The 22,038-nt window shown below is 64.6% G+C and carries 17 protein-coding genes; 11 read left to right on the top strand and 6 right to left on the bottom strand.

The features are described 5' to 3' along the window. Nucleotides 1–68 precede the first annotated feature (68 nt). Nucleotides 69–1,517 (top strand): TrkH family potassium uptake protein, encoded by a 1,449-nt coding sequence (locus tag ACOOEX_RS14810; RefSeq protein WP_420395547.1) that lies wholly within the window; start codon nt 69–71, stop codon nt 1,515–1,517. Between the two features lie 70 nt (nt 1,518–1,587). On the opposite strand, the gene ACOOEX_RS14805 is transcribed toward ACOOEX_RS14810, so the two are convergent. Then, entirely contained in the window at nt 1,588–3,330 is a 1,743-nt protein-coding gene (locus ACOOEX_RS14805) for a serine protease (protein ID WP_420395546.1), read from the bottom strand. Nucleotides 3,331–3,496: 166 nt separating this feature from the next. Here ACOOEX_RS14805 and ACOOEX_RS14800 point away from each other — a divergent pair, with 166 nt between their 5' ends. The 9 genes from ACOOEX_RS14800 (at nt 3,497) to glmM (ending at nt 14,706) form a co-directional block, all read left to right on the top strand. Further along, nucleotides 3,497–4,435: a glycine--tRNA ligase subunit alpha gene (locus ACOOEX_RS14800; RefSeq protein ID WP_420395545.1), complete on the top strand. Its 939-nt coding sequence runs from the start codon at nt 3,497–3,499 to the stop codon at nt 4,433–4,435. Next, nucleotides 4,428–4,922, top strand: coding sequence for a hypothetical protein (locus tag ACOOEX_RS14795; protein WP_420395544.1), 495 nt, complete (start codon nt 4,428–4,430; stop codon nt 4,920–4,922). The genes ACOOEX_RS14800 and ACOOEX_RS14795 overlap by 8 nt, the downstream gene beginning before the upstream one ends. Before the next feature lie 14 nt (nt 4,923–4,936). Beyond that, complete coding sequence (locus ACOOEX_RS14790; protein WP_420395543.1) at nt 4,937–5,443, top strand: DUF6446 family protein; 507 nt, start codon at nt 4,937–4,939, stop codon at nt 5,441–5,443. A 1-nt stretch (nt 5,444) separates the two neighbouring features. Continuing rightward, the gene (gene glyS, locus ACOOEX_RS14785) at nt 5,445–7,661 is read left to right on the top strand and encodes a glycine--tRNA ligase subunit beta (RefSeq protein WP_420395542.1); all 2,217 of its coding nucleotides are present in this window, start codon (nt 5,445–5,447) and stop codon (nt 7,659–7,661) included. Between the two features lie 228 nt (nt 7,662–7,889). Continuing rightward, nucleotides 7,890–10,403: a putative PEP-binding protein gene (locus ACOOEX_RS14780; protein ID WP_420395541.1), complete on the top strand. Its 2,514-nt coding sequence runs from the start codon at nt 7,890–7,892 to the stop codon at nt 10,401–10,403. A gap of 188 nt (nt 10,404–10,591) precedes the next feature. Continuing rightward, nucleotides 10,592–11,269, top strand: coding sequence for a cell wall hydrolase (locus ACOOEX_RS14775; RefSeq protein ID WP_420395540.1), 678 nt, complete (start codon nt 10,592–10,594; stop codon nt 11,267–11,269). Nucleotides 11,270–11,377: 108 nt separating this feature from the next. Beyond that, nucleotides 11,378–12,301: a dihydroneopterin aldolase gene (locus ACOOEX_RS14770; protein ID WP_420395539.1), complete on the top strand. Its 924-nt coding sequence runs from the start codon at nt 11,378–11,380 to the stop codon at nt 12,299–12,301. A gap of 51 nt (nt 12,302–12,352) precedes the next feature. Then, nucleotides 12,353–13,366: a dihydropteroate synthase gene (folP, locus tag ACOOEX_RS14765; RefSeq protein ID WP_420395538.1), complete on the top strand. Its 1,014-nt coding sequence runs from the start codon at nt 12,353–12,355 to the stop codon at nt 13,364–13,366. Next, nucleotides 13,363–14,706, top strand: a complete 1,344-nt coding sequence (gene glmM / locus ACOOEX_RS14760) for a phosphoglucosamine mutase (RefSeq protein ID WP_420395537.1) — start codon at nt 13,363–13,365, stop codon at nt 14,704–14,706. Before folP ends, glmM begins: the two co-directional genes overlap by 4 nt. Before the next feature lie 2 nt (nt 14,707–14,708). Here the strand turns inward: glmM and ACOOEX_RS14755 are convergent, their stop codons facing one another. The 4 genes from ACOOEX_RS14755 to ACOOEX_RS14740 all read right to left on the bottom strand — a co-directional run bounded on the left by ACOOEX_RS14755 (nt 14,709) and on the right by ACOOEX_RS14740 (nt 19,122). Next, complete coding sequence (locus tag ACOOEX_RS14755) at nt 14,709–15,350, bottom strand: hypothetical protein (RefSeq protein ID WP_420395536.1); 642 nt, start codon at nt 15,348–15,350, stop codon at nt 14,709–14,711. Nucleotides 15,351–15,424: 74 nt separating this feature from the next. Beyond that, a complete protein-coding gene (locus ACOOEX_RS14750; RefSeq protein WP_420395535.1) occupies nt 15,425–16,330 on the bottom strand; it encodes a DMT family transporter in 906 nt (301 codons plus the stop codon). 92 nt (nt 16,331–16,422) lie between these two features. Then, a complete protein-coding gene (locus tag ACOOEX_RS14745) occupies nt 16,423–18,657 on the bottom strand; it encodes a molybdopterin cofactor-binding domain-containing protein (RefSeq protein ID WP_420395534.1) in 2,235 nt (744 codons plus the stop codon). A 3-nt stretch (nt 18,658–18,660) separates the two neighbouring features. Continuing rightward, nucleotides 18,661–19,122 (bottom strand): (2Fe-2S)-binding protein, encoded by a 462-nt coding sequence (locus tag ACOOEX_RS14740; RefSeq protein WP_420395533.1) that lies wholly within the window; start codon nt 19,120–19,122, stop codon nt 18,661–18,663. Between the two features lie 189 nt (nt 19,123–19,311). Here ACOOEX_RS14740 and ACOOEX_RS14735 point away from each other — a divergent pair, with 189 nt between their 5' ends. Beyond that, nucleotides 19,312–20,256, top strand: coding sequence for a glutathione S-transferase family protein (locus tag ACOOEX_RS14735; protein WP_420395532.1), 945 nt, complete (start codon nt 19,312–19,314; stop codon nt 20,254–20,256). Here the strand turns inward: ACOOEX_RS14735 and ACOOEX_RS14730 are convergent. After that, nucleotides 20,241–21,860: a 5-guanidino-2-oxopentanoate decarboxylase gene (locus ACOOEX_RS14730; RefSeq protein WP_420395531.1), complete on the bottom strand. Its 1,620-nt coding sequence runs from the start codon at nt 21,858–21,860 to the stop codon at nt 20,241–20,243. The genes ACOOEX_RS14735 and ACOOEX_RS14730 overlap by 16 nt on opposite strands. Nucleotides 21,861–22,038 lie beyond the last annotated feature (178 nt).

Raw genomic sequence — 22,038 nt, 5'->3', positions numbered from 1 at the left:
CCGCGAAAGCGCCCGTGCGAAGCTTCACCGGTTGACAGCACGCGCGGGCCGGGCCAACGCTTCGGCCCATGTACGACCTCAGGCCCATTGGATATGTGATCGGACTGCTCGTCCTCGTGCTGGGGGTGACCATGCTGGTCCCCATGGGCGTCGATCTCTATTATCAGAACGGGCATTGGCGGGCCTTCCTGGATAGCGCCATTCTGACGGTGCTGTCCGGCGCGATGCTGGCGCTGGCTGCGTCCAGCGGAGTCAGCAGGCGACTATCCATCCAGCAGACTTTTCTTCTGACCACGGGTGTCTGGCTGGCCCTGCCCATCTTCGGTGCGCTTCCCTTCATATTCGGGGCGACCGACGCAACGTTCATCGACGCGCTCTTTGAATCCATGTCGGGCCTGACCACGACGGGATCAACCGTCTTCATCCGGTTGGAACGGTTGCCCGAGGGGCTGCTCTTCTGGCGCGGGATGCTGCAATGGTTCGGCGGTGTCGGCATCATTGTCGTGGCCATGGTGTTCCTGCCGGAACTGCGCGTGGGCGGCATGCAGATCTTCAAATCGGAAGCCTTCGATACTATGGGCAAGATTCTGCCCCGCGCAGGCGAGATCGCGCAGCAGATCTCGGTGATCTACCTGGGCCTCACGATCATCTGCTCGCTCACATATGTGGCGCTCGGGATGCCGACGTTTGAGGCGATCGTGCATTCGATGACCACCGTCTCGACCGGCGGGTTTTCCACCTCGGATGCCTCTTTCGGAGCGTTTCAAGGGCCGATGGAATATGCCGCCGCCGTTTTCATGATCCTCGCCAGTCTGCCCTTCGTGCGCTACGTGCAGATGCTGGCCGGCAGCGCCCGGCCGCTGTGGGTCGATACGCAGGTCAGGGCCTATCTGACCACGATCCTGCTGCTGACGATCTTCTTCGCCGTTTACCGGCTGGTGGTGAATGGCGACCACCTGGAACACGGGTTCCGAGAGGCGATCTTCAACGTGACCTCGATCATCTCGGGCACGGGCTATGCCAGCGTCGATTATCAGGAATGGGGCGCCATCGCAGTTGTCGTCTTCTTCTTCATCGGCCTGATTGGCGGCTGCGCGGGCTCAACCGCCTGTTCGATCAAGATCTTCCGCTATCAGCTGCTCATGGCGTCGATCTCGACGCAGCTGCGCAGGCTTTATGCCCCGCATGGCATATTCGAGCCGCGCTATGAGGGCCGCAAGGTCAGCGAGGAGGTCCTGTCCTCGGTCATGGCCTTCTTCGTGATGTTCTTCGTCAGCCTCGGTGTGGTGGCGATGCTGCTGGCACTGACCGGGCTGGATTTCGTGACGTCTGTGTCGGGCGCGGCCACGGCGCTGGCCAATATCGGGCCGGGCCTTGGGAGCGAGATCGGCCCGGCAGGCAGCTTCACCAACCTCAATGACACAGCCAAGTGGATTTTGACCGTGTCGATGCTTGTCGGGCGGCTGGAACTGATGGCGGTTTTTGTCCTGTTCACCACCCAGTTTTGGCGGGGGTGAACAGGTCGCGCCCTACAGAAAAAGGGCGGCCCCTGCGGACCGCCCTTTTCTGTTCAAAAGAGCCTTGCGATCAGTTCCAGCAGGTCACCAGAACCGCCAGATCGCTGCCGTAGCGGGCCAGCGCGTTGCGGGTCATCGCATCGGCCTGCACGGGGGCGGCGTTGACCCGGACCCCGGCGGTGCCGAGGAATTCCGCCATCCGGTCGCCGCGCAGGGCAAAGCTGACGCCTTCGGGCAGGGCCCGGCCGGTGTCAGGCTCGGGCAGGACCATGCCAATCACCGCACCCGTGGCGTCCAGCACCGGGGCACCGGCTTCGGACGGCTCGATAGACATTTCAAGCCGCGCCATCGTGTCTTCGCCGTTCAGCCCCTGCATATCGGCCAGCGTGCCGAAATTCATCGACGCCGCGCCAAGCGCGCCCTCATAGGGGTAACCGGCAACCGCCACATCCGTGCGGATGCGGGCGGGAATTGTCGGGAAGCCCGCATAGGTCGAGGGGGCCAGCGACTGCGTCGGGCGCAGGACGGCCAGTCCAAGGGCCGGGTCGGAGTGGGCCACGGTCATCTCGTAGCGGTCATTGACCAGAACCCGCGTGCAAGAGGCCACGGCCTCGGCGGTGGTCAGCACGGTGCCGGTGTTGTCGAGGTAGAAGCCGCTGCGCGCCCGGTCGGGCTGACGCACTTCCAGACCGGCCATCAGGTCAACGCCCTGCTCCATGCCGGGATCGACTGCACCGGGGTCGAGCGTGCCGCCATAGGTCGAGAAGCTGTCTTCCATCATGTCCAGCACACGGGCCATCTGCGCATCCCGTTCCGGGGTCCAGATGAGCGTAAAGCCCTTGATCTGCCCATCTTCCAATCGCGCCACGGTATGGCTGCGCAGGGTATCGGACTGACCGGTCAGAACGAAGCTGTTGGACCGGCGGTTGCGTTCACCTTCCAGCGGCACGATCTCCAGCGTCTGCATGATCTCGTAGAGCCCGCCAAGCGTGGCTTCGCTACCCTCCTGGCTGATCAGCAGAACCTGAACACCGGAATCGCCCACGGAATCGAACTGCGCGAAGGGAAACTCGTAGCGCGCAAACTCGACCATCGCCAAGGGCAGGTCGATCTCGATTCCCGCGCGTTCGTCGCGCACGGTCTGCATGCCAAGCGCATCAAGTTCCGCCTGATAGCTGGCCAGCAGCTCGGCCCGCTGCCGCGTGGTCAGGACGCCGGTTTCCTCATAGCCCTGCGCCGCCTGCCAGGCGGACATGGCGCCACGGGTGCCGGGGCCGAAAGCGCCGTCGATGCCAGAATTGTAGTATCCGAACCACTGCATGGCGATCTGCAGCGCCTCGCGTCCCTGCTGGTCGAGCTGGCGTTCGCTTTGCCGGGCCTCGGCCACGGTTTCCTCGGGCAGCACCGGCTCAGCAGGCTGAGGGGCCTCTGCGATGGTGGGGGCCTCGGTTACGGTGCCGGGGGCCAAGGTATTGGCACCAATGGGGAAAAACTGTTGTTGGTAGATGTCCACTTCGGACAGGTAACTGTCCTGCGGAATGGCCCCCTGTGCGCGCAATTGGTTCAGAACCGCCGCGCCTTCACCGGGCGTGTAGGGCCCGAGCGCGATGGCATACCAGCCGGTGCGCAACCGGTATCCATTCACCGCAGGCAGGATCCGCGCGTAGGCGCGCACGCGCCCTTCGGCGGTTGCCAAATCGGGATGGGCCTCCATCTGGACCCAAACCCGGTCCTGTGCCTGGGCGTCATTGGCCCCGAATACGGCCGTGCCCAGTATGATAAAAAGACACAAAACAATCCGGCGTGCTGCCATCCTCTTTCTCCTAACCCCATGTTTCCTGCGGGCTTCGCCCGTTCACGATCGGCGGCAACCTATCAGACACACCAGCCGATGCACCAGAAATATGCGTGTTCGGCCAATTGACCATGGCGGGAGGGACCACTATCACACCCCTGCCTTTCACCACCCGGGAAATGACATGGCCGAAAACATCACGCCGCCGCGCAGTTTTCAGGAAATCATCCTGAGGCTCCAGTCCTACTGGGCCACCAAGGGCTGTGCGATCATGCAGCCCTATGACATGGAGGTCGGCGCCGGCACCTTCCATCCGGCCACGACCCTGCGCAGCCTTGGCACGCAGCCCTGGGCCGCCGCCTATGTGCAGCCTTCGCGCCGCCCGACGGATGGGCGCTATGGCGAGAACCCGAACCGGTTGCAGCATTATTACCAGTATCAGGTGCTGATCAAACCCAGCCCGCCCGATCTGCAGGCGCTTTACCTGGGCTCGCTGGAGGCCATTGGCATCGACATGGACCTGCATGACGTGCGCTTCGTGGAAGATGACTGGGAAAGCCCCACCCTGGGGGCCTGGGGTCTGGGTTGGGAGGTCTGGTGCGACGGGATGGAGGTTAGCCAGTTCACCTATTTCCAGCAGGTTGGCGGCCATGACTGCAAGCCTGTGTCGGGTGAGCTGACCTATGGGCTGGAACGTCTGGCGATCTACATCCTCGGCGTCGATCATGTGATGGATATGCCCTTCAACGACCCCGATGCGCCGATCCCGCTGACCTATGGCGACGTTTTCCGCCAGACGGAGGAGGAATACAGCCGCTTCAACTTCGACACGGCGGAAACCGAGATCCTTCTGCGCCATTTCGAGGATGCAGAGGCCGAATGCGAGGCGATCCTGAGCCACCCGCACGACGATCCCAAGACCGGCAAGCGCATCATCATGGCGCACCCGGCCTATGACCAGTGCATCAAGGCGAGCCACCTCTTTAACCTTCTGGATGCGCGCGGTGTGATCTCGGTCACCGAGCGTCAGGCCTATATCGGCCGCGTCCGGGCGCTGGCCAAGAAATGCGCCGATGCCTTCGTGCAGACCGGGGCAGGGGGATGGGCTGTTTCTGATGTCTGACGCAAGATGGATAGACGCCCGGTTCGAAGGCCAGATTACGGCGGCAAGGGCCAAGGCTTATGTGGTCTCGGATGCATTTTTGGAACAGCCGCCGGAAGAGCCGGCGAGAAGCTTTTTGTCCACATGGACACTAGAGGCGAAGCTGCGCCTCATTATGCGTGACTGCGAGGGAGACTGGCCAACAAATGAATTCCTTGGTCCGTTCTCAGATCGGCATGCCGGTTGTGCATCGGATATCCTGATCGATGTGCACTTCGCGGATCTGGAACCGACGGTGAAGGAATATAAGGTGTCGGGCAAGATACCCAATTCGGGAATCCTGTGGGCATCCGCCAGTCCCCCACGCGCAAGCCTGACGCTTCCTATGGGCAGTGAGCACGCGATCGGCGCGGCATTTCAACAACTGCCAACATCAATCATGATGACCGCATCGCATGTCGATTCCATCAGCTTCCTGATTTCAGAACTGCAGATCGGCTACCGATGACCCGGGGACAATTCGTGACAGCTGCCATTCTTCTTTCCGCCGCCGTTGCCGGTTCCCTCCTGTGGTGGACGGAAACCCGCGCCTATTATGAACCGATCAGCATGGATGCCGTGACGATCAGCGCCACCACCTTCAACGGTGTGGTCGACCCGCTGCCAATCGCCGATTTCGAGGGCATCGACGCCGACACCTCGCCCCTGCGCTTCCGGGCCTGTTTCACCACGCCGCTGAGCCTCGCCCTGATGACCGAGACCTATCAGCCCTATGCGGGGGCCACGCCGCTCAACACGCCCGGATGGTTCGACTGCTATGACGCGGGCACCCTGACCCGCGCGCTGGAAACTGGCAGCGGTCTGGCCTTTCTGGGCGAGGCCAACATTGTCTATGGCGTCGACCAGATCGTGATGATCACCGAAGACGGCCATGGCTATGCCTGGCATCAACTGAACCATTGCGGGGAAGCGGCCTATAGCGGCGATCCCGTCCCCGAAGACTGCCCGCCCGCGCCCGAGAGGAACTGACATGCCCGATCTTCTGCTGGAACTGTTCAGTGAGGAAATCCCCGCGCGGATGCAGCGCCGCGCGGCTGAGGATCTGAAGAAACTCGTGACCGACGCGCTGGTCGAGGCGGGGCTGACCTATGCGGGTGCCGGGGTGTTTTCCACCCCGCGCCGTCTGGTGCTGGCGCTGGAAGGGCTGACCACGGAAAGCCCCGACGTGACCGAAGAGCGCAAGGGCCCGCGCGTGGACGCGCCGGAAAAGGCGCTGGACGGCTTTCTGCGCGCCACGGGGCTCAGCAAGGACCAGCTGGAGATCCGCGACGACAAGAAGGGCCAGACCTATTTCGCCAAGATCGTGAAGCCGGGCCGGTCGGCAGAGGATATTCTGGCAAACGTCATCCCCGCCACGATCCGCAACTTCCCCTGGCCCAAGTCGATGCGGTGGGGCGCCGGCAATCTCCGGTGGGTGCGCCCGCTGCATTCGATCCTGTGCATCCTGTCTGATGACAACGGCGCCCGTGTGGTCCCCTTCGACGTGGATGGGATCGCCGTCGGCGACACCACCGAGGGCCACCGCTTCATGGCTCCCGGTCGCTTCGCAGTCACCGGCTTCGACGACTACGCCGCCAAACTGAAGAAGGCCCATGTGATCCTCTCTGCCGAGGAACGGGCGGACCACATCTGGCACGACGCCACCAACATGGCCTTCGCCGCCGGGCTGGAGGTGGTCGAGGATAAGGGCCTGCTGGCCGAGGTCGCGGGGCTGGTGGAATGGCCGGTTGTCCTGATGGGCGCGATCGGAGAAGAGTTCCTGGGCCTGCCGCCCGAGGTGCTGCAAACCTCCATGCGCGAACATCAGAAATTCTTTTCCGTGAAGAACCCGACCACGGGCCGGATCGAACGCTTCATCACCGTCGCCAACCGCGAAACCGCCGATCATGGCGCGACCATTCTGGCGGGCAATGGCAAGGTGCTGTCCGCACGTTTGGCGGATGCGAAATTCTTCTGGGAAAACGACCTGCGCATAGCCAAGTCGGACATGTCCGCCTGGACCCGCAGCCTGGAAAACGTGACCTTCCACAACAAGCTCGGGACACAAGCCGCCCGGATCGACCGCATCGCGGCACTGGCGCGGGACTTGGCCCCGGTGGTGGGGGCCGACCCCGATCAGGCCGAAACCGCCGCGCGGATTGCCAAGGCGGATCTATCCTCGGAAATGGTCTACGAGTTCCCCGAATTGCAGGGCCTGATGGGCCGCTACTATGCGGAAGCCGCAGGCTACCCGGCCGAGGTCGCCGCCGCCGCGCAGGAGCATTACTCGCCGCTTGGGCCGTCGGATGATGTGCCAACCGCGCCCCTGTCCGTCGCCGTGGCGCTCGCCGACAAGCTCGACACGCTGGCAGGCTTCTGGGCCATCGACGAAAAACCCACCGGGTCGAAAGACCCCTACGCGCTGCGCCGCGCCGCGCTCGGGGTGATCCGGCTGGTGTTGGTGAACGGGCTGCGCCTGAACCTGGATCGCTTCATTGATGCGCAGCTGATCCGGATCGAGGCTGCCGTGAACCATGACCTCGACGACAGCGCACTGGAGGAACTGCTGACAGAGATCGCCGATCACGGCGTCTTCGGCGCGGCCTTCCACGCGGTCAAGGACCGTCTCGATGATCTGCATGACGATTTCCTTGCACTGGAAAACAAGGTGCCGGACGCTTCCGATGATCTGCTGCGCTTCACCCATGACCGGCTCAAGGTCCACCTGCGCGATCAGGGCATTCGCCATGACGTGATCGACGCCTGTCTTGCCCTTCCCGGCAGCGACGACCTTGCTCTGCTCGTCAACCGGGCCGAGGCGCTGGCGGCCTTCCTTGCGTCGGAGGATGGCGAAAACCTCGTTCAAGGCTACAAGCGCGCCGCCAATATCCTGGCCCAGGCAGAGGAAAAGGACGGGGTCGAGTACCGCTATGGTGCCGATGTGAAATACGCCGAGACCGCAGAGGAAAAGGCGCTTTTCGCGGCGCTGTCGCAGGCCGAGGCTGCTGTAGCCCCGGCGCTTGCATCGGATGATTTCCCCGCCGCCATGTCCGCCATGTCCGCTCTGCGCGCGCCCATCGACGCCTTCTTTGACACCGTGCAGGTCAATGCGGACAACGCGATCCTGCGCCGCAATCGCCTCAATCTGCTGCACGAGATCACCGCAAGCTGCGGCAAGATCGCGGACCTGTCGCGGATCGAAGGTTAAGCGTTCCTTTCAGCTTGGTGAAAATACCTCGGGGGAGTCGCCGAAGGCGACGGGGGCAGAGCCCCCCGGACCAGCTCTTGCGAAAGCGTTTCACGCGGCCCGCAAGGGCCGCGCGGGTCGACGTGCCAATGGCACGGCGAAACACCCCGACACCCAAACGCCGCACTGGACCCGGCGCGATTCCGCTGTATGGTCCCTTCAACCCTTTTTTCTGCAAGTGCGAAACAAATGCCCGACCGCCCGGATATCATCCAGATCACTGCCACCGCGCCGATCAAGAAGGACATGCATGGCAACCGCGCCAAATGCCTTCAGCGGCTGGTGCGGCTCGACCTGCCGGTTCCGCTCTCGGTCGCGCTGTCCTTCGACACGGTGCGCAGGCTGGCGCAGGGCTATGTGCCGGATATGTGCGCCCTGTCGGCGATCTTCGAGAAGGGCGATCTGCTGTCTGTCCGGTCCTCCAGCGAGGCCCCAGATTGGGGCGGGCCGGGGACGGTGCTCAATATCGGCATGAACGATTCCGTGGCCGCGCGCATCGCCCAGGAACACGGACAATCGGCGGCGGACCAGCTTTACCTGTCCTTCATCCGTGCCTATGCGGTGGATGTGCTTCGGCTCGATGAAGACCTCTTCGCCGACCCCATCACCCCGCGCATCGCGCTCGCCCATTTCGAGGATGAGATGGAGGAGCCGTTCCCGCAGGACGTGGAAACGCAGCTGACCGAGGTCCTGCGCTCCATGGCCCGCGCGTGGGAGGGCACGTCGGCCCGCTTGCTGCGTCAGGCCAAGGGCGCGCCTGCGGATGCGGGGCTTGGCCTTGTCGTGCAGCGCATGGCGCTGTCCATCGGCAAGGAGGAAACCGGCGCCGGCGTCCTGCAATTCGTGTCCACCGATACCGGAGAGCCGCAGATCACCGGGCGCTACCTGCCGCAAAGTCAGGGCCGCGCGGCGCTGAGCGAGGCGGATGCCCAGTTCATCGAGACCGACCCGCGCGGCACCGCGCTGGAGGATCGCCACCCCGACCAGGTCGCGGCGCTGCGCGATGCGGGCCATCTGATCCGCACCCGCCTGCGCGAAGAAATGCAGATCGAGTTCACCCTGATGGAGGGCCGGCTTGCCATTCTCGATGCCGTGCGGGTGCCCCGTTCGGCCCGCGCAGATGTGCGCATCGCTGTCGATCTGGCCGAGGACGGGGTCATCCCGCGCGAAGAGGCGTTGATGCGCATCGCGCCGTTTACGCTCAACCAGATGATGCACCGCCAGCTCGACCCGGAGGCCCCGCGCGACGTGCTGACTCGCGGCATTGCCGCGGCCCCCGGTGCGGCAACCGGCAAGCTCGTCTTTACCGCCGCCGCGGCGCAGGCCGCGAGTTCGCAGAATGAACCCTGCATTCTCGTGCGTCGCGAAACCAGCCCCGAGGATATCCGTGGCATGCATGCCGCCGAAGGCATCCTTACCGAACGCGGCGGCATGACCAGCCACGCGGCGGTGATCGCCCGTGGCCTTGGTGTGCCCTGCGTGTCCGGCGCCACCGATCTGCAGCTCGACCATCGCAAGAAGACCCTGACCGTGCCGGGTCGCAGGGTGTTCCATGAAGGCGACATCATCAGCATCGACGGCAGTTCCGGGCAGGTTCTGGTCGGTGCGGTCAGGATGATTGAACCCGACATGAGTGGGGCGTTCGCAACCTTGCTGAAATGGGCCGACGCGGCGCGCGATATCGGCATCCGCGCCAATGCGGACACGCCCGAGGATGCGCGGCTGGCGCAGACTTTCGGTGTCGACGGCATCGGCCTGTGCCGGACCGAGCATATGTTTTTCGACCCCATCCGCCTGACCGTGATGCGGGAAATGATCTTCACCGAAGATCCCGAGGATCGCAAAGCGGCGCTGGAACGGCTTCTGCCCATGCAGCGCGGCGATTTCATCGAGCTCTTCAAGCTGATGCAGGGCCAGCCCGTCTGCATCCGCCTCTTCGACCCGCCGCTCCATGAATTTCTACCCGGCGACCGCGATGGCATCCGGGCGCTGGCCGAGGCGCTGGACCTGCCCGTCAGCCGCGTTTCTGCCAGGATCGAGGCCTTGCAGGAGTTCAACCCGATGCTGGGGATGCGGGGCGTGAGGCTTGGCATTACCGTGGCGGGCATCTACGAAATGCAGGCCCGCGCCATATTCGAGGCGACCGTGGCCGCCTCCGAAGGCGGTGACCCGGTGGTGCCGGAAATCATGATCCCGCTGGTCAGCGCCAAGCGCGAGGTGGAACTGATCAAGGACCGCGTCGACGCGGTTGCGGCGGCGGTGCGCAATGAGACGGGGGTGAATTTCACCTACCGGTTGGGCGTCATGGTGGAAACGCCACGCGCGGCGCTGCGCGCGGGTGAGATCGCTGAACATGCCGCCTTCCTGTCCTTCGGCACAAATGACCTGACGCAGATGACCTATGGCTTGTCGCGCGACGATGCGGGGCGGTTCATGTCGGCCTATGTCAATCAGGGTGTCTATCCCGAGGACCCGTTCCAGCGGCTGGACCGTGACGGGGTGGGCGAGTTGTTGCTGCTCGGTGCCGAGCGGGGACGCGCGGCGCGGCAGGGCATCACCCTGTCGATTTGTGGCGAACATGGCGGCGATCCCGATTCGATCGCCTTCAGCAGATCCGCAGGGTTCGACTATGTCTCCTGCTCGCCCTTCCGGGTGCCGGTTGCCAAACTTGCGGCCGCACAACTGTCCATTGCTGACATATAATCGGCGCGATTCCAGACCATTATAAGCCGACGTTAAATGATTCTCTGTACCGCACCCCCTATCCGTTGGGGGTCTGTTAAGGGGATGTCACTAGATTGAGCACCGGTTTGGTCGATTGGCGATCTGTCCGGTACACGTATGAGGTCGAAGCAGAGCCGGGAAAACCCGGTCAATGGGGGATGCCCAGAATGGGACAGCCGAAGATTGTGCGCGCCGTGAAGGCCGCTGCCACCGCATTGCTATTCACCGCCAGCCTCGCGCAGGCCGATGTTGTGGCGTCAACCTCCACCGATCCGACCCATACGCTCGGCTCGCTCTTCACCTCGGTCATGGGGCAGGAACATAGCGGCATGCGCGCGGTCAGCCCGCTGCGCCTGTCAGCACTTGGCTCGCCCTATACCGGTCAGCAGTTGAATGAGGCCGGAGAGGCCCCCTACACTGCGGCAGAACTGGACGCCATGGGCCGCGCCCGCGGCGGGCGGCAATGGCAATGTCTGACCGAAGCGCTCTATTTCGAGGCGCGCGGCGAAAGCGTGGCGGGTCAGTTCGCGGTAGCAGAGGTCATCCTGAACCGCGTCGATCACGCAAATTACCCCGACACGATATGCGATGTCGTCAATCAGGGCACCGGGCGGCGTTGGGCCTGCCAGTTCACCTATACCTGCGATGGCCGCCCCGAAACCGTGACCGATCACGCGATCCATGAACGGCTTGGCCGTATCGCCCGCATCATGATTGACGGCGGTCCGCGCAACCTGACCTCGGGCGCGACGCATTACCACGCCAACTGGGTCAACCCCTCCTGGGCGCGGGAATTTCCGCAGACCGCTGAAATCGGTGTGCATCTCTTCTATCGCGGTCGCTGACGCGGCGTCGCATTCCCGGCCAACAGTGACGCCTCAGGCCCGTGCATCCTGCGCGCTGGCCTGCTAAAAGGTCGCTACTGTCCTGACCGGCCCCGGAGGCCAAGCCCCATGTCCGATGAAACCCGCCTTGCCTTTGCGCACCCCTCCGAACGTGCCAAGGCCACAGCCGGTAACGATCCGCTGGACCGGATCAGCCTCTCTGACCATGAACGCGAGGTTGAGATCGGCGCGTTTCAACAGGAACGCGGGCTGTTGCAGCGGGTGCGCTTCAACGTCGTGGTTGAGGTTCGTTCTGCCGCCAATCCCGATGCCGATGATGTGGACCGGATCCTGTCCTATGACACGATTTCCGAGGCCATCGACCACGAATTGCAGGCCGAACGCCTGAACCTGCTGGAAACGCTCGCCGCCCGTATCGCCGAGCGCATTCTGGCCCATCCGCTGGCGGCGCGTTGCTTCGTGCGCATCGAGAAGCTTGACCGGGGGCCATTTGCGCTTGGGGTCGAGATCGTTCGGACAGCACCCGAACGCCCGCGCCTGTCGCTGCTGAAGGATGGTGCGCCGCACCCGCTGGTGGTGTATCTCTCGAACGAGGCCATCGCGCGCCCCGATCTGGCGGCGCTGCTGGACCGGCTGGAGACGCAGGGCAAGCCGGTGATCCTCTGTGTGGGCCGCCCCGATACCGGGGTGCCTCAGGCCGATCACGCCATGCCGCAGCGGCGCATCGACCTGCTGGCCATCGAACAGAACGCCTGGATCCTGGCCAGCCATGACGACCGCTGCGTGGTGGTCGAGACCCGGACCGAACTGGATTGGGCGATGAAGCATGATCGCATTTCCGTGTGGGCGCCGTCCAAGCTGGTTCTGGACAGCGTCGACGGCCCCGAAACCTCGGTCCGCTCGGGCGAGGCGCTGGCGCTTTGGTTGGCGGAGAGCTTCGAGGCGGAGGGGATGCTGTTCCTCGGTGGCGACGCACCCAAGGCCGATATCGCGCTGACTGTACTGGCCCCGACCGCGATGCCCGCGCTCTGAGCCTTGCCCGCAAGGCCCCATGACGGTATCGGGACGCCAAAGGAGGCGCCGATGACGCTCTATTATCGCCCGATTGCTCAGACCGACCCGGCCCGGCCTGCCGCCGCCTTGCCTCTGGCGGGAACCTGGGCCTGGTTCACCCATGTGGAGGAGCTGTCGCGCCACGCCCCCCCGCGAGTGATCCCCGCCGATGCGGTGCCGTCGCAGGTACTGACCCGCCTGACCGCGCCACGCGCGTCGATTGCCGGGCTGACGCTGGACGTGCCGCGCATCATGGGCATCCTGAACCTGACGCCGGACAGCTTCTCGGATGGCGGCGAGTTCAACAATCCCGAGGCCGCCATGGCGCAGGTGCGCCGGATGCTGGACGAAGGCGCGCATATCCTCGACCTCGGTGGAGAAAGCACCCGCCCCGGCGCCGCCGAAGTGCCAGTGGACGAGGAAATCGCCCGCACCGCGCCGGTCATCGCCGCGATCCGCGCGGAAGGCATTGGCACGCCCATTTCCATCGACACCCGCAAGGCCGCGGTGGCGCGGGCCGCTTTGTCCGCAGGGGCGCAGTTGATCAACGATGTCTCGGCCTTCACCTTCGACAAGGGAATGCAAGCGCTGGCGGCAGACACCGGTGCACCCGTTTGCCTGATGCACGCGCAGGGCCTGCCCGAAACCATGCAGGACAACCCGGATTACTCCGACGCGTTGCTCGACGTTTATGACAGCCTTGAAACATCCGTCGCCGCAGCCGAGGTCGACGGTATCCCGCGTGGAAAAATCCTCGTCGATCCCGGCATCGGCTTTGGTAAGCGCGATCCGCACAACCTGGCGCTGATCGGGCGCATATCGCTCTTTCACGCGCTTGGCTGCCCGATCCTGCTTGGCGTGTCGCGCAAGGCCAGCATCGGGCGCATCGGCAATATCCCCGATCCTCACGACAGAGGCCCCGCATCGGCAGCAATCGGCCTATGGGCGCTTGGGCAGGGGGTCCAGATGCTGCGGGTTCATGATACAGAAGTACACAGGCAAATGATCGCGCTCTGGCGCGCGGCGGAAAAAGGACAGGCATGACTCGCAAACTCTTCGGCACCGACGGCGTGCGTGGCCGCGCCAACAGCTACCCGATGACGGCGGAACTGGCGCTGAAACTGGGGGCCGCAGCAGGGCGCTATTTTCGCCGCGACCAAAGCCCCGGCCACCGGGTGGTGATCGGCAAGGACACGCGGCTGTCGGGCTACATGATCGAGAACGCGCTGACGGCGGGGCTGACCTCGACCGGCATGAACGTGCTGCTTCTGGGCCCGGTGCCGACGCCCGCCGTGGGGTTGTTGACCACGTCGATGCGCGCCGATCTAGGGGTGATGATTTCCGCCAGCCACAACCCGGCCACCGACAATGGCATCAAGTTTTTTGGCCCCGATGGGTTCAAACTTTCGGATGAGGCCGAGAAGGAAATCGAAGAGCTGGTCTTTTCCGAGATCCAGCCTGCGCAGGCGGAAAACATCGGCCGCGCCAAGCGGATCGACGACGGTCGGTCACGCTATGTGGAGCGGGTCAAGGGCACCTTCCCGCATGGGCTTAGCCTCGACGGGCTGCGCGTGGTGATAGATTGCGCCAACGGCGCCGCTTACAAGGCCGCGCCCGAGGTGCTGTGGGAACTGGGGGCCGAGGTGATCCCGCTCGGCGTCGCCCCCAACGGCTTCAACATCAACGATGGCGTGGGCTCGACCAAACCCGCCGCCGCGCAGGCGATGATCCGCGAAACGCGGGCTGATGTAGGCATCTGCCTTGATGGTGACGCCGACCGGGTGGTGATCATCGACGAGCGTGGCGAGGTGGCGGATGGCGACCAGATCATGGCGCTCTTCGCCAACAGATGGGCCGAAGAGGGTCGCCTGAAAGGCCACACGCTGGCCGCGACGGTTATGTCGAACCTCGGGCTGGAACGCTACCTTGCGGAACGCGCGATCAACCTGCACCGCACCCCCGTGGGCGACCGCTACGTGGTCGAGGCAATGCGCCAACACGGGCTGAACCTGGGCGGTGAGCAGTCGGGCCATATCGTGATGACCGACTTTGCCACCACCGGCGACGGTCTGATTGCGGGTCTGCAATTCCTGGCCGAGATGACGCGCACCGGAAAACGTGCGAGCGAGCTTGCCCGCAGCTTTGAACGTGTCCCGCAGCTGTTGCAAAATGTCCGCTTTTCCGCCGGGCAGACCCCGCTGGAAGAGGCCGGGGTACAGCAGGCCATCGCCGAGGCAGAGGCGCGGCTGGGAGGCTCGGGTCGGCTCCTGATCCGCAAATCGGGGACCGAGCCGCTGATCCGCGTCATGGCGGAATGCGAAGACGAGGGCCTGTTGCGCAATGTCGTGGGCGAGGTTGTGGCAGCGGTGGAATCCGTCGTCTGATCCTAGTCTTCGGGGCGCACCAGCCGCGCCGTGATAAAGATCACCAATTCACTGTGCCGATTGGTATTGGCGCTTGACCGGAACGCGTGGCCTATGACCGGCAGTTCCCCAAGGAACGGCAGCGACAGGTCGGTTGTCACCCCATTTTCCGGCACCTGATGCATCAGCCCGCCGACAATCAGGGTCTCGCCATCGCGCACGGTCACTTGTGTTCGCGCCCTGCGAACCAGAATGCCGGGATCGCCAGTGGCATAGACATTGCCCGAAAACTCCAGATAGGTGTCGCCCACACGCGGCGCCCCGGCAGCCGTTCCGTCAGAGGTCAGCAGAGGGCGGGAGATGTCCTTGATTTCCCCGCGGATGTTCAGCCGGATCGTGCCTTGTTGCGTGTTCAGATCCGGGGTCAGGATCAGGGACAGTCCGGGTCCGCCAGTGCCTGCCAGATCAACCTCCCGCAGGACCCTGGGCGCGTCTCTGAACAGCGTTCGCAGGCGTCTGAGGTTTGGAATTTGCAGAAGATCAATGGCTTGCTCTTCCTCTAGATCGTTCAGATATGCGTTCGGAACGGGAAATGCGAGGGACGGCGTGGCCAGCCCTGAAACAGCCCCCGCAACCAGCCCGGCAGAAAACAGACGACGGTGCATGAACGTCCTCCTTCTCGACGAGAAAGAAACCATTATAGCACAATTTAGGGGTTTCCTCCGAATCGAGCGTCGGATCAGCCGCCGAACAGCCGTTTCAACGCGCCCCATTGGCTCAGAAACACACCCGCAAGGATCAGCGCCAGCGCCCATAGCAGCGAGGGCGGCAGCGGCTCGGCCAGCACCAACGCGCCAAGCACCACGGAACAGACCGGCACGATATAGTTCGTCAGGCTCATGAAGGTGGGGCCCGCCGTGCGGATCACCACGACCCGCAGGATATTGGCTGCTGCGGTCGGCACCAGCCCAAGCAGCGCCAGCACGGCCAGTGTCTGCCCATCCACCAGCGGCGGTGGTCCTTCGATGATCCATGCAGCAGGCAATACCATCGCCGCCCCGAAGATCAGCAATACGGTCGCCAGCCCGATCGGATCAATCGCGGGCAAGCGGCGCATCCACACGGAACTCAGCGCATAGCACCCCGCCGCCCCAAGGCAGGCGAGCCGCCCGAAAGGTTCCAGCGACGCCCCGGTCGAGGAAAAGGCCTGCGCCCCGATCAGCACCACGACCCCCGCAAAGCCGATCAGGAACCCGGCGGTCCGGCGCAGCGTCATCCGCTCGCCCGGCACCATCACATGCGCCAGGGGCAGCACCATCAGCGCCACAGCCGCCATCGACACGCCCGCGAACCCCGAAGTGGTGTATTGCTGGCCCCAACTGAGCAGCATGAAGGGCACGGCGGAACTCAGCGCCCCGATGATGACCATGGCAGGCCAGTCCCGCGTCGCTTCCAGAAAGAGCCGCCCGCCGCGCGCCAGCCAGACCGCCGTCATCAGTGCCGCTGCAAAGCCAATCCGCGCTGCGGCGAGCCAGAAGGGCGTGATACCGCGCAGGGCGATCTCGATCACCATGAAGGTCGCACCCCAGGTCAGGCCTAGCACGAGGATCATGAGCCAGCTTGCGCGGGTGATGTTGGGGGTCATATCAGGGGGCTCCTTCCCCGCGCACCAGACAGGGCGGGGCGGGGAAGGTCAATAGCGGACGCTTCGTCCTGCGTCGAAGCGTGTTCCGCGCGTCAGACGAAATCCATGGCCCTGTTAAACGGCATCTCCCGCAGGCGCTGACCGGTGGCGGCAAAGATCGCGTTTGCCAGCGCCGGGGCGGCAGGGGGTACCGGCGGTTCCCCTATACCGCGCACGGGGCCGCCCAGTTCCACGCCGCGAACGGTGATCCGAGGCGCCTGCCAGATGCGCATGCCGTCGTGCCAGTCATAGTTCGACTGTTCCGCCATGCCGTCCGCATAGGTGATCTCGCAGTTGATCGCGTGGCCAAGGCCCCAGATCACGCCGCCCTGCACCTGGTTTTCGAAGGCAATCGGGTCCACCACCGTACCGACCTCTGCCGCGACCCAGACGTCGTGGATGCGGATGCCGCCTGCGGTGTTTTCGACCTCGATCACCTCTGCCGTGGGCACGCCGAAGCTTTCCACCATGGCCACGCCAAGCCCCCGGTTTTCGCCCGGGGACCGGCCCCAGCCCGACATCTCGGCCACGGCCTCCAGCACCGCCACCGCGCGCGGGTCATTGGCCAGCCGCAGCCGTTCGGCAAGCGGATCGGCCCCCGCCGCGTGGATCAACTCGTCTAGGAAACTCTCGCCAAAGAAACCGCCCGAGGACGCCCCGACAGAGCGCCAGGACGAGGTCGGCGCAAGCCCCGGCACCGCGTAGGCGCGCACCCGGTAGGACGGGATCGCATAGGGCGCGTTCCACACACCTGCCGGGATCTGGCTGTCGGCACCCGGTACGTTCTGCCCGATGCGCCCCATCTGGCTGCGTGAGGACGACACGGTCGCGATCTGGATATCAGCAGCCTGCACCTGGCCACCCGCCACCGCGCCGCGCCCGCGCGCCATGCCGATCTGGCGGGGGAAGTCCTGGGCGAAATCCTCTTCCCTCTGAAGGGTCAGCTTGACCGGCACGCCGGGCATCTGCAGGGCGATTTCAGTGGCAAGCCGTACAGGCTCGAACTCCAGCCGGTGGCCGAAACTGCCGCCCGAAAACTGGTTGTGAAGCGTCACCTGATCGGCCTCATGCCCGGTGATCGCCGCCACCTGCTGTTGCAGGAAACGCGGCATCTGGTGGCCGGTCCAGACCTCTGCGCCTGCCTCCGTCACACGAACAATGGCATTCAAAGGCTCCAGCGGCTGGTGCGCCACGTAAGGCGCGCGATACTCGGCCTCGATCACATCGCCGCTCAGCGCCGCCTCCACGTCACCATCGGCCCGCCATTCCCGGTCGAGCCGGTCCCCGGTGAAGCTGGCGGCCACCTCGGCCCAGTGATCGGCCTGCTCGGCGGGGTAGGGGGCGGGCCCCCAGTCACAGTCTACCGCGTTCACCGCCTGAAAGGCGCGCCAGGTGTTGTCGGCAATAACGGCCACACCATTCGTCACTTCGACAACGTCCGACACCCCGCGCATGGCGCGCGTGGTGCTGGCATCATAGCCGTTCAGCACGCCCCGGCGCGGGTTCACCCGCACGGCGGCGTGGACCATGCCGGGAACCGAAACATCAATCCCGTAGACCTGCTGCCCGGTCGACTTCGCAACGATATCGAGCCGCTCCGTCTCCTGCCCGATGAGCCGCCATTCGGCTCGTGGCGTCAGGGGCGCGTCCTCGACCGGGTCGATTGTCGCGGCCTGCGCGGAAAGCTCCGTATAGGGAATGCGGGTGCCGTCGGTCAGCACCACCGCGCCAGACTCGCAGCGCAGCTGGTCCATGGGGATCGAGGTGCGGATCTCGCCCGCGCGGCGCAGCGTTTCCCGCGCCATCGCACCCGCCTGCCGCAGCTTTTCGAAACTGTCCGGCGTCGAGGTGGAGCCACCCGTCACCTGCATCCCCAGGACCTTCATGACGGCCCCCATGGCCGTGCGGGTCGTGCGCGCGGCAAAGCCCTGGTCGCTGGACAGGAAGGGCGCGCCCTCCTCGCCCATGGCCGTGTTCCAATAGGCCGGCGACGGGTCGCCGAAGCTGATCTCGAATTGCCCCGGCTCCAGCCGCATTTCCTCGGCCAGCAGCATGGCCTGCATATGCGCCACACCTTGCCCCACATCCGCATGGGGGGTGATCAGGGTGATCCGCTCGGGCCCGACCAGAACCCAGGGGTTAAAGGTGACTTCGCCCTCGGCCAGCCCTGCCTCCAATGGGTTCTCATGCGGGCGACGCACGGTGTATATGCCGAAGGCCACCCCGCCCGCCAGCACGGCGGAGCCAATGAGGAAACTGCGGCGGGCAATCGTTCCAACACGCGACATGGCTCAGCCCTCCCGCAGACGCGCGGCGGCGTCGTGAATGGCAGCGCGGATGCGCGGGTAAGTGCCGCAGCGGCAGAGGTTGCCGCCCATGAAATCGTCAATGTCGGCATCCGTGGGCTCCGGCACGGTGGCCAGCAGATCGGCGGCCTGCATCATCTGCCCCGACTGGCAATAGCCGCATTGCGCGACCTGATGAGCGATCCACGCCTCCTGCACTGCGTGCAGGGCCTCGCCCGATGCCAAACCTTCCAGCGTGGTGATTTGAGCCCCTTCCAGACTGTCCGCAGGCAATTGGCAGGACCGCATGGCAATCCCGTCCACATGCACGGTGCAGGCCCCGCATTGGGCGATGCCGCAGCCATATTTGACGCTCGTGATCCCCAGTTCGTCCCTGAGCACCCACAGCAAGGGCATGTCGCCTTCTACATCCACCTCTCGGGGGACACCGTTTACCGTGAACCGCATGGTCATCCTCGAATTTGCATTGGGGCTTTCAGGATAGGTAGGAACGCCCCCGCCGCATGTCACTTGCAGATCGCGCCAATTCTCTAACCTTCCGTGCCGTCATTCTGACGCACAGGGCCTGTTCAGAGGCGGCGCTTGATCACGCGATCAGTGCAGCTAGGTTGGAAGCGACATGAAAGGAGACCACCCATGGGCCTGATGATCGACGGGATTTACCACGCCGAAGACCCCGGCCCGAACACGTCCGAAGACGGCAAATTTCAGCGACAGAAGACGACGATCCGCAACTGGATCACTCGGGATGGCCCCTTCACCCCCGATCCGGGGCGCTATCACCTCTATGCCGCGTGGAACTGCCCCTGGGCGCATCGGGCGCTGTTGATCCGCGCTTTGAAAGGGCTGGAAGGAGCGATTTCCGTGGCCTATGCCCGCCCGCGCCGAACACCGGACGGGTGGGTCTTCGACACAGATGGTGAATACGCGGACCCGGACCTTGGCGTCACCGCGCTGCATCAGGTCTATGCCCGCTCGCCGCAGCCTTTCACCGGGCGCATCACCGTGCCGCTTCTGTGGGACCGCGAAACGCGCCAGCCGGTGTCCAATGAAAGCGCCGATATCGTGCGGATGCTGAACGACGCCTTCCCCGGCCCCGATTTCGCACCGGAATCCTTGCGCGACGGTATCGAGGCATGGAACGCCCACATCTACCGAGACGTGAACAACGGCGTCTATCGCGCCGGGTTCGCCAAGACCCAAGCCGCCTATGATGAGGCGGTGACGCAGGTTTTCGCGCTGCTCGATGAGATCGAGGCGCATCTGGCGACGAACCGTTATCTGATGGGCGAGAGGTTCACCGAGGCCGATATCCGGCTCTTCCCCACACTCGCCCGCTTCGACGTGGCCTATCACTACGCCTTCAAATGCAACATAAGGCGGCTGATGGATTACCCCAATCTCTGGGCCTATGCGCGCGAGATTTATGCCATGCCCGGCGTGGCAGACACGGTGCGTTTCGACATCTACAAACAGGGCTATTTTTCCCCGTCAGACCTGCGCAACCCGCTTGGCATCGTACCGGCGGGGCCGGTCATCGACTGGTCAGCGCCGCATGGGCGGGGTCAGAGCGCCGCCTGAAACGCCTCACGCAGCGTGTCGGTGTAATAGATCATCGTCGGGCGGGTATCGGCGGCGGCTTTCGTCAACAGCTTAGGCAACTCCGCAGGGTCCGCGACATGCGCCACGGCCCACCCGCTGGCCTCCGCCTGCGCCTTCAGGTCAGGCGTATAGAGGTCCACGCCCACGGTCCCGATCTGCTTGGCGATCATGTAGCTCTTGATCTCGCCATAGCCGGAATTGTCATAGAGCATGACGATCACCGGGGCCTCTGCCTCGACCGCGCTGGCCATCTCGGGCGAGGAGAATTGGAACCCGCCATCCCCTGACAGCACCACGACCGGCCCGCCACTGGCAATCCGCGCGCCGATCCCGGCGGGCAGGCCGTAGCCTAATGTCCCGAACCCGGTGGTGGAACTGTGGTAATGCCCGGGTTTGGCGCTGGCAAAACCCAGATTGCCCGCATAGACCGCCTGGCTGCTGTCACCCATGAAGACCACATCGGGCAGCGTATCGCGGATCAGGTCCAGCATCGCCAGATCGCCGCGCATGGCCTCATCCAGCACCATTCGCCCGGCTGAAGCCGCCATCGCCCTCGCCGCGCCATCCTTGTGCTGGTCGGGCGTGGCAAGCTCCAGCAAGGCGGCGGTGGTGGCAGCGGCATCCGCCACGATCCCGATCTCGGGCGTGGCGCTGCGGGCCATCTGCACCGGGTCCACATCCACGCGGATCATGCGGCCATGAATGCGAAATCCGTTATCCTCGTACATGTCGTAATCGGTGCGCCCCATCTCGGTCCCAAGCGCCAGCACCACGTCGGCATTGGCCACCAGCGCCCGCGTTTCGGGTTGCGAGGCGGTCAGCGACACGCCAAGCGGATGCTCGGGCGGCAGCAGGCCACGGGCATTGGCGGTCATGACAACGGGGGCGTCCAGCGCCTCGGCCAGCGCGCGCAATGCAACCGCGTTCCGTGCGCCGCCGCCTGCCAGAATGACCGGCGCCTCGGCCTCGTTCAGCAGCTCTGCCGCCTCGGCCAGCGCGCTTGCGTCGGGGGCCGCCCGCGCAATCCGCATGGGCGCTTTGGGCAGCGGCAGGTGATCGGCAGGCGCGGTCATGATGTTGATGGGAATTTCCAGATGCACAGGGCGCGGCCTGCCGCCCTCGAAGACCGCGAAGGCCTGCGCCAGCGCCGGGGCCAGCTCCTCGACCGTGTGGATCGTGCGGGAAAAGGCCGACACGCCAGCGACCAGCGCCTGCTGGTTCGGCAACTCATGCAGCCAGCCCTCGCCCGATCCCATGCGGCCATGGGAGTTCACAGCCGAGATCACCAGCATCGGGATGGAATCGCCATAGGCCTGCCCCATGGCGGTGGCGATATTGGTCATGCCGGGGCCCGAGATGATGAAGCACACGCCGGGCCGCCCGCTGACCCGCGCATAGCCATCGGCCATGAACCCCGCGCCCTGTTCATGGCGCGGCGTCACGTGGCGAATGCCCGATCCGGGCAGGCCGCGATAGAGCTCCACCGTATGCACACCGGGGATGCCGAACACCGTATCCACCCCGTAAAGCGCCAGAAGGCGGGTCAGGTACATGCCTGCGGTCAATCCAGTCACGTCGGTCATCGCTTTGCTCCCTGTGTTCACCGGGCGACTGTTCCAGAGCGTGTGACCTTGCACAAGTGCATCACGCCTCTCAGTCCGATCTGCCGTTACATGCGCCCAAGAGACCTGAAACACGCGTGGTCGGGATGAGGGCCAGCGCAGAGGCGCAAAGAAGGAATCGACAATCCGGCCTGCTGCC

This window comes from Nioella sp. (assembly GCF_965215655.1).
GTDB lineage: Bacteria > Pseudomonadota > Alphaproteobacteria > Rhodobacterales > Rhodobacteraceae > Nioella.
This window is presented reverse-complemented; position numbering and strand designations above follow the sequence as displayed.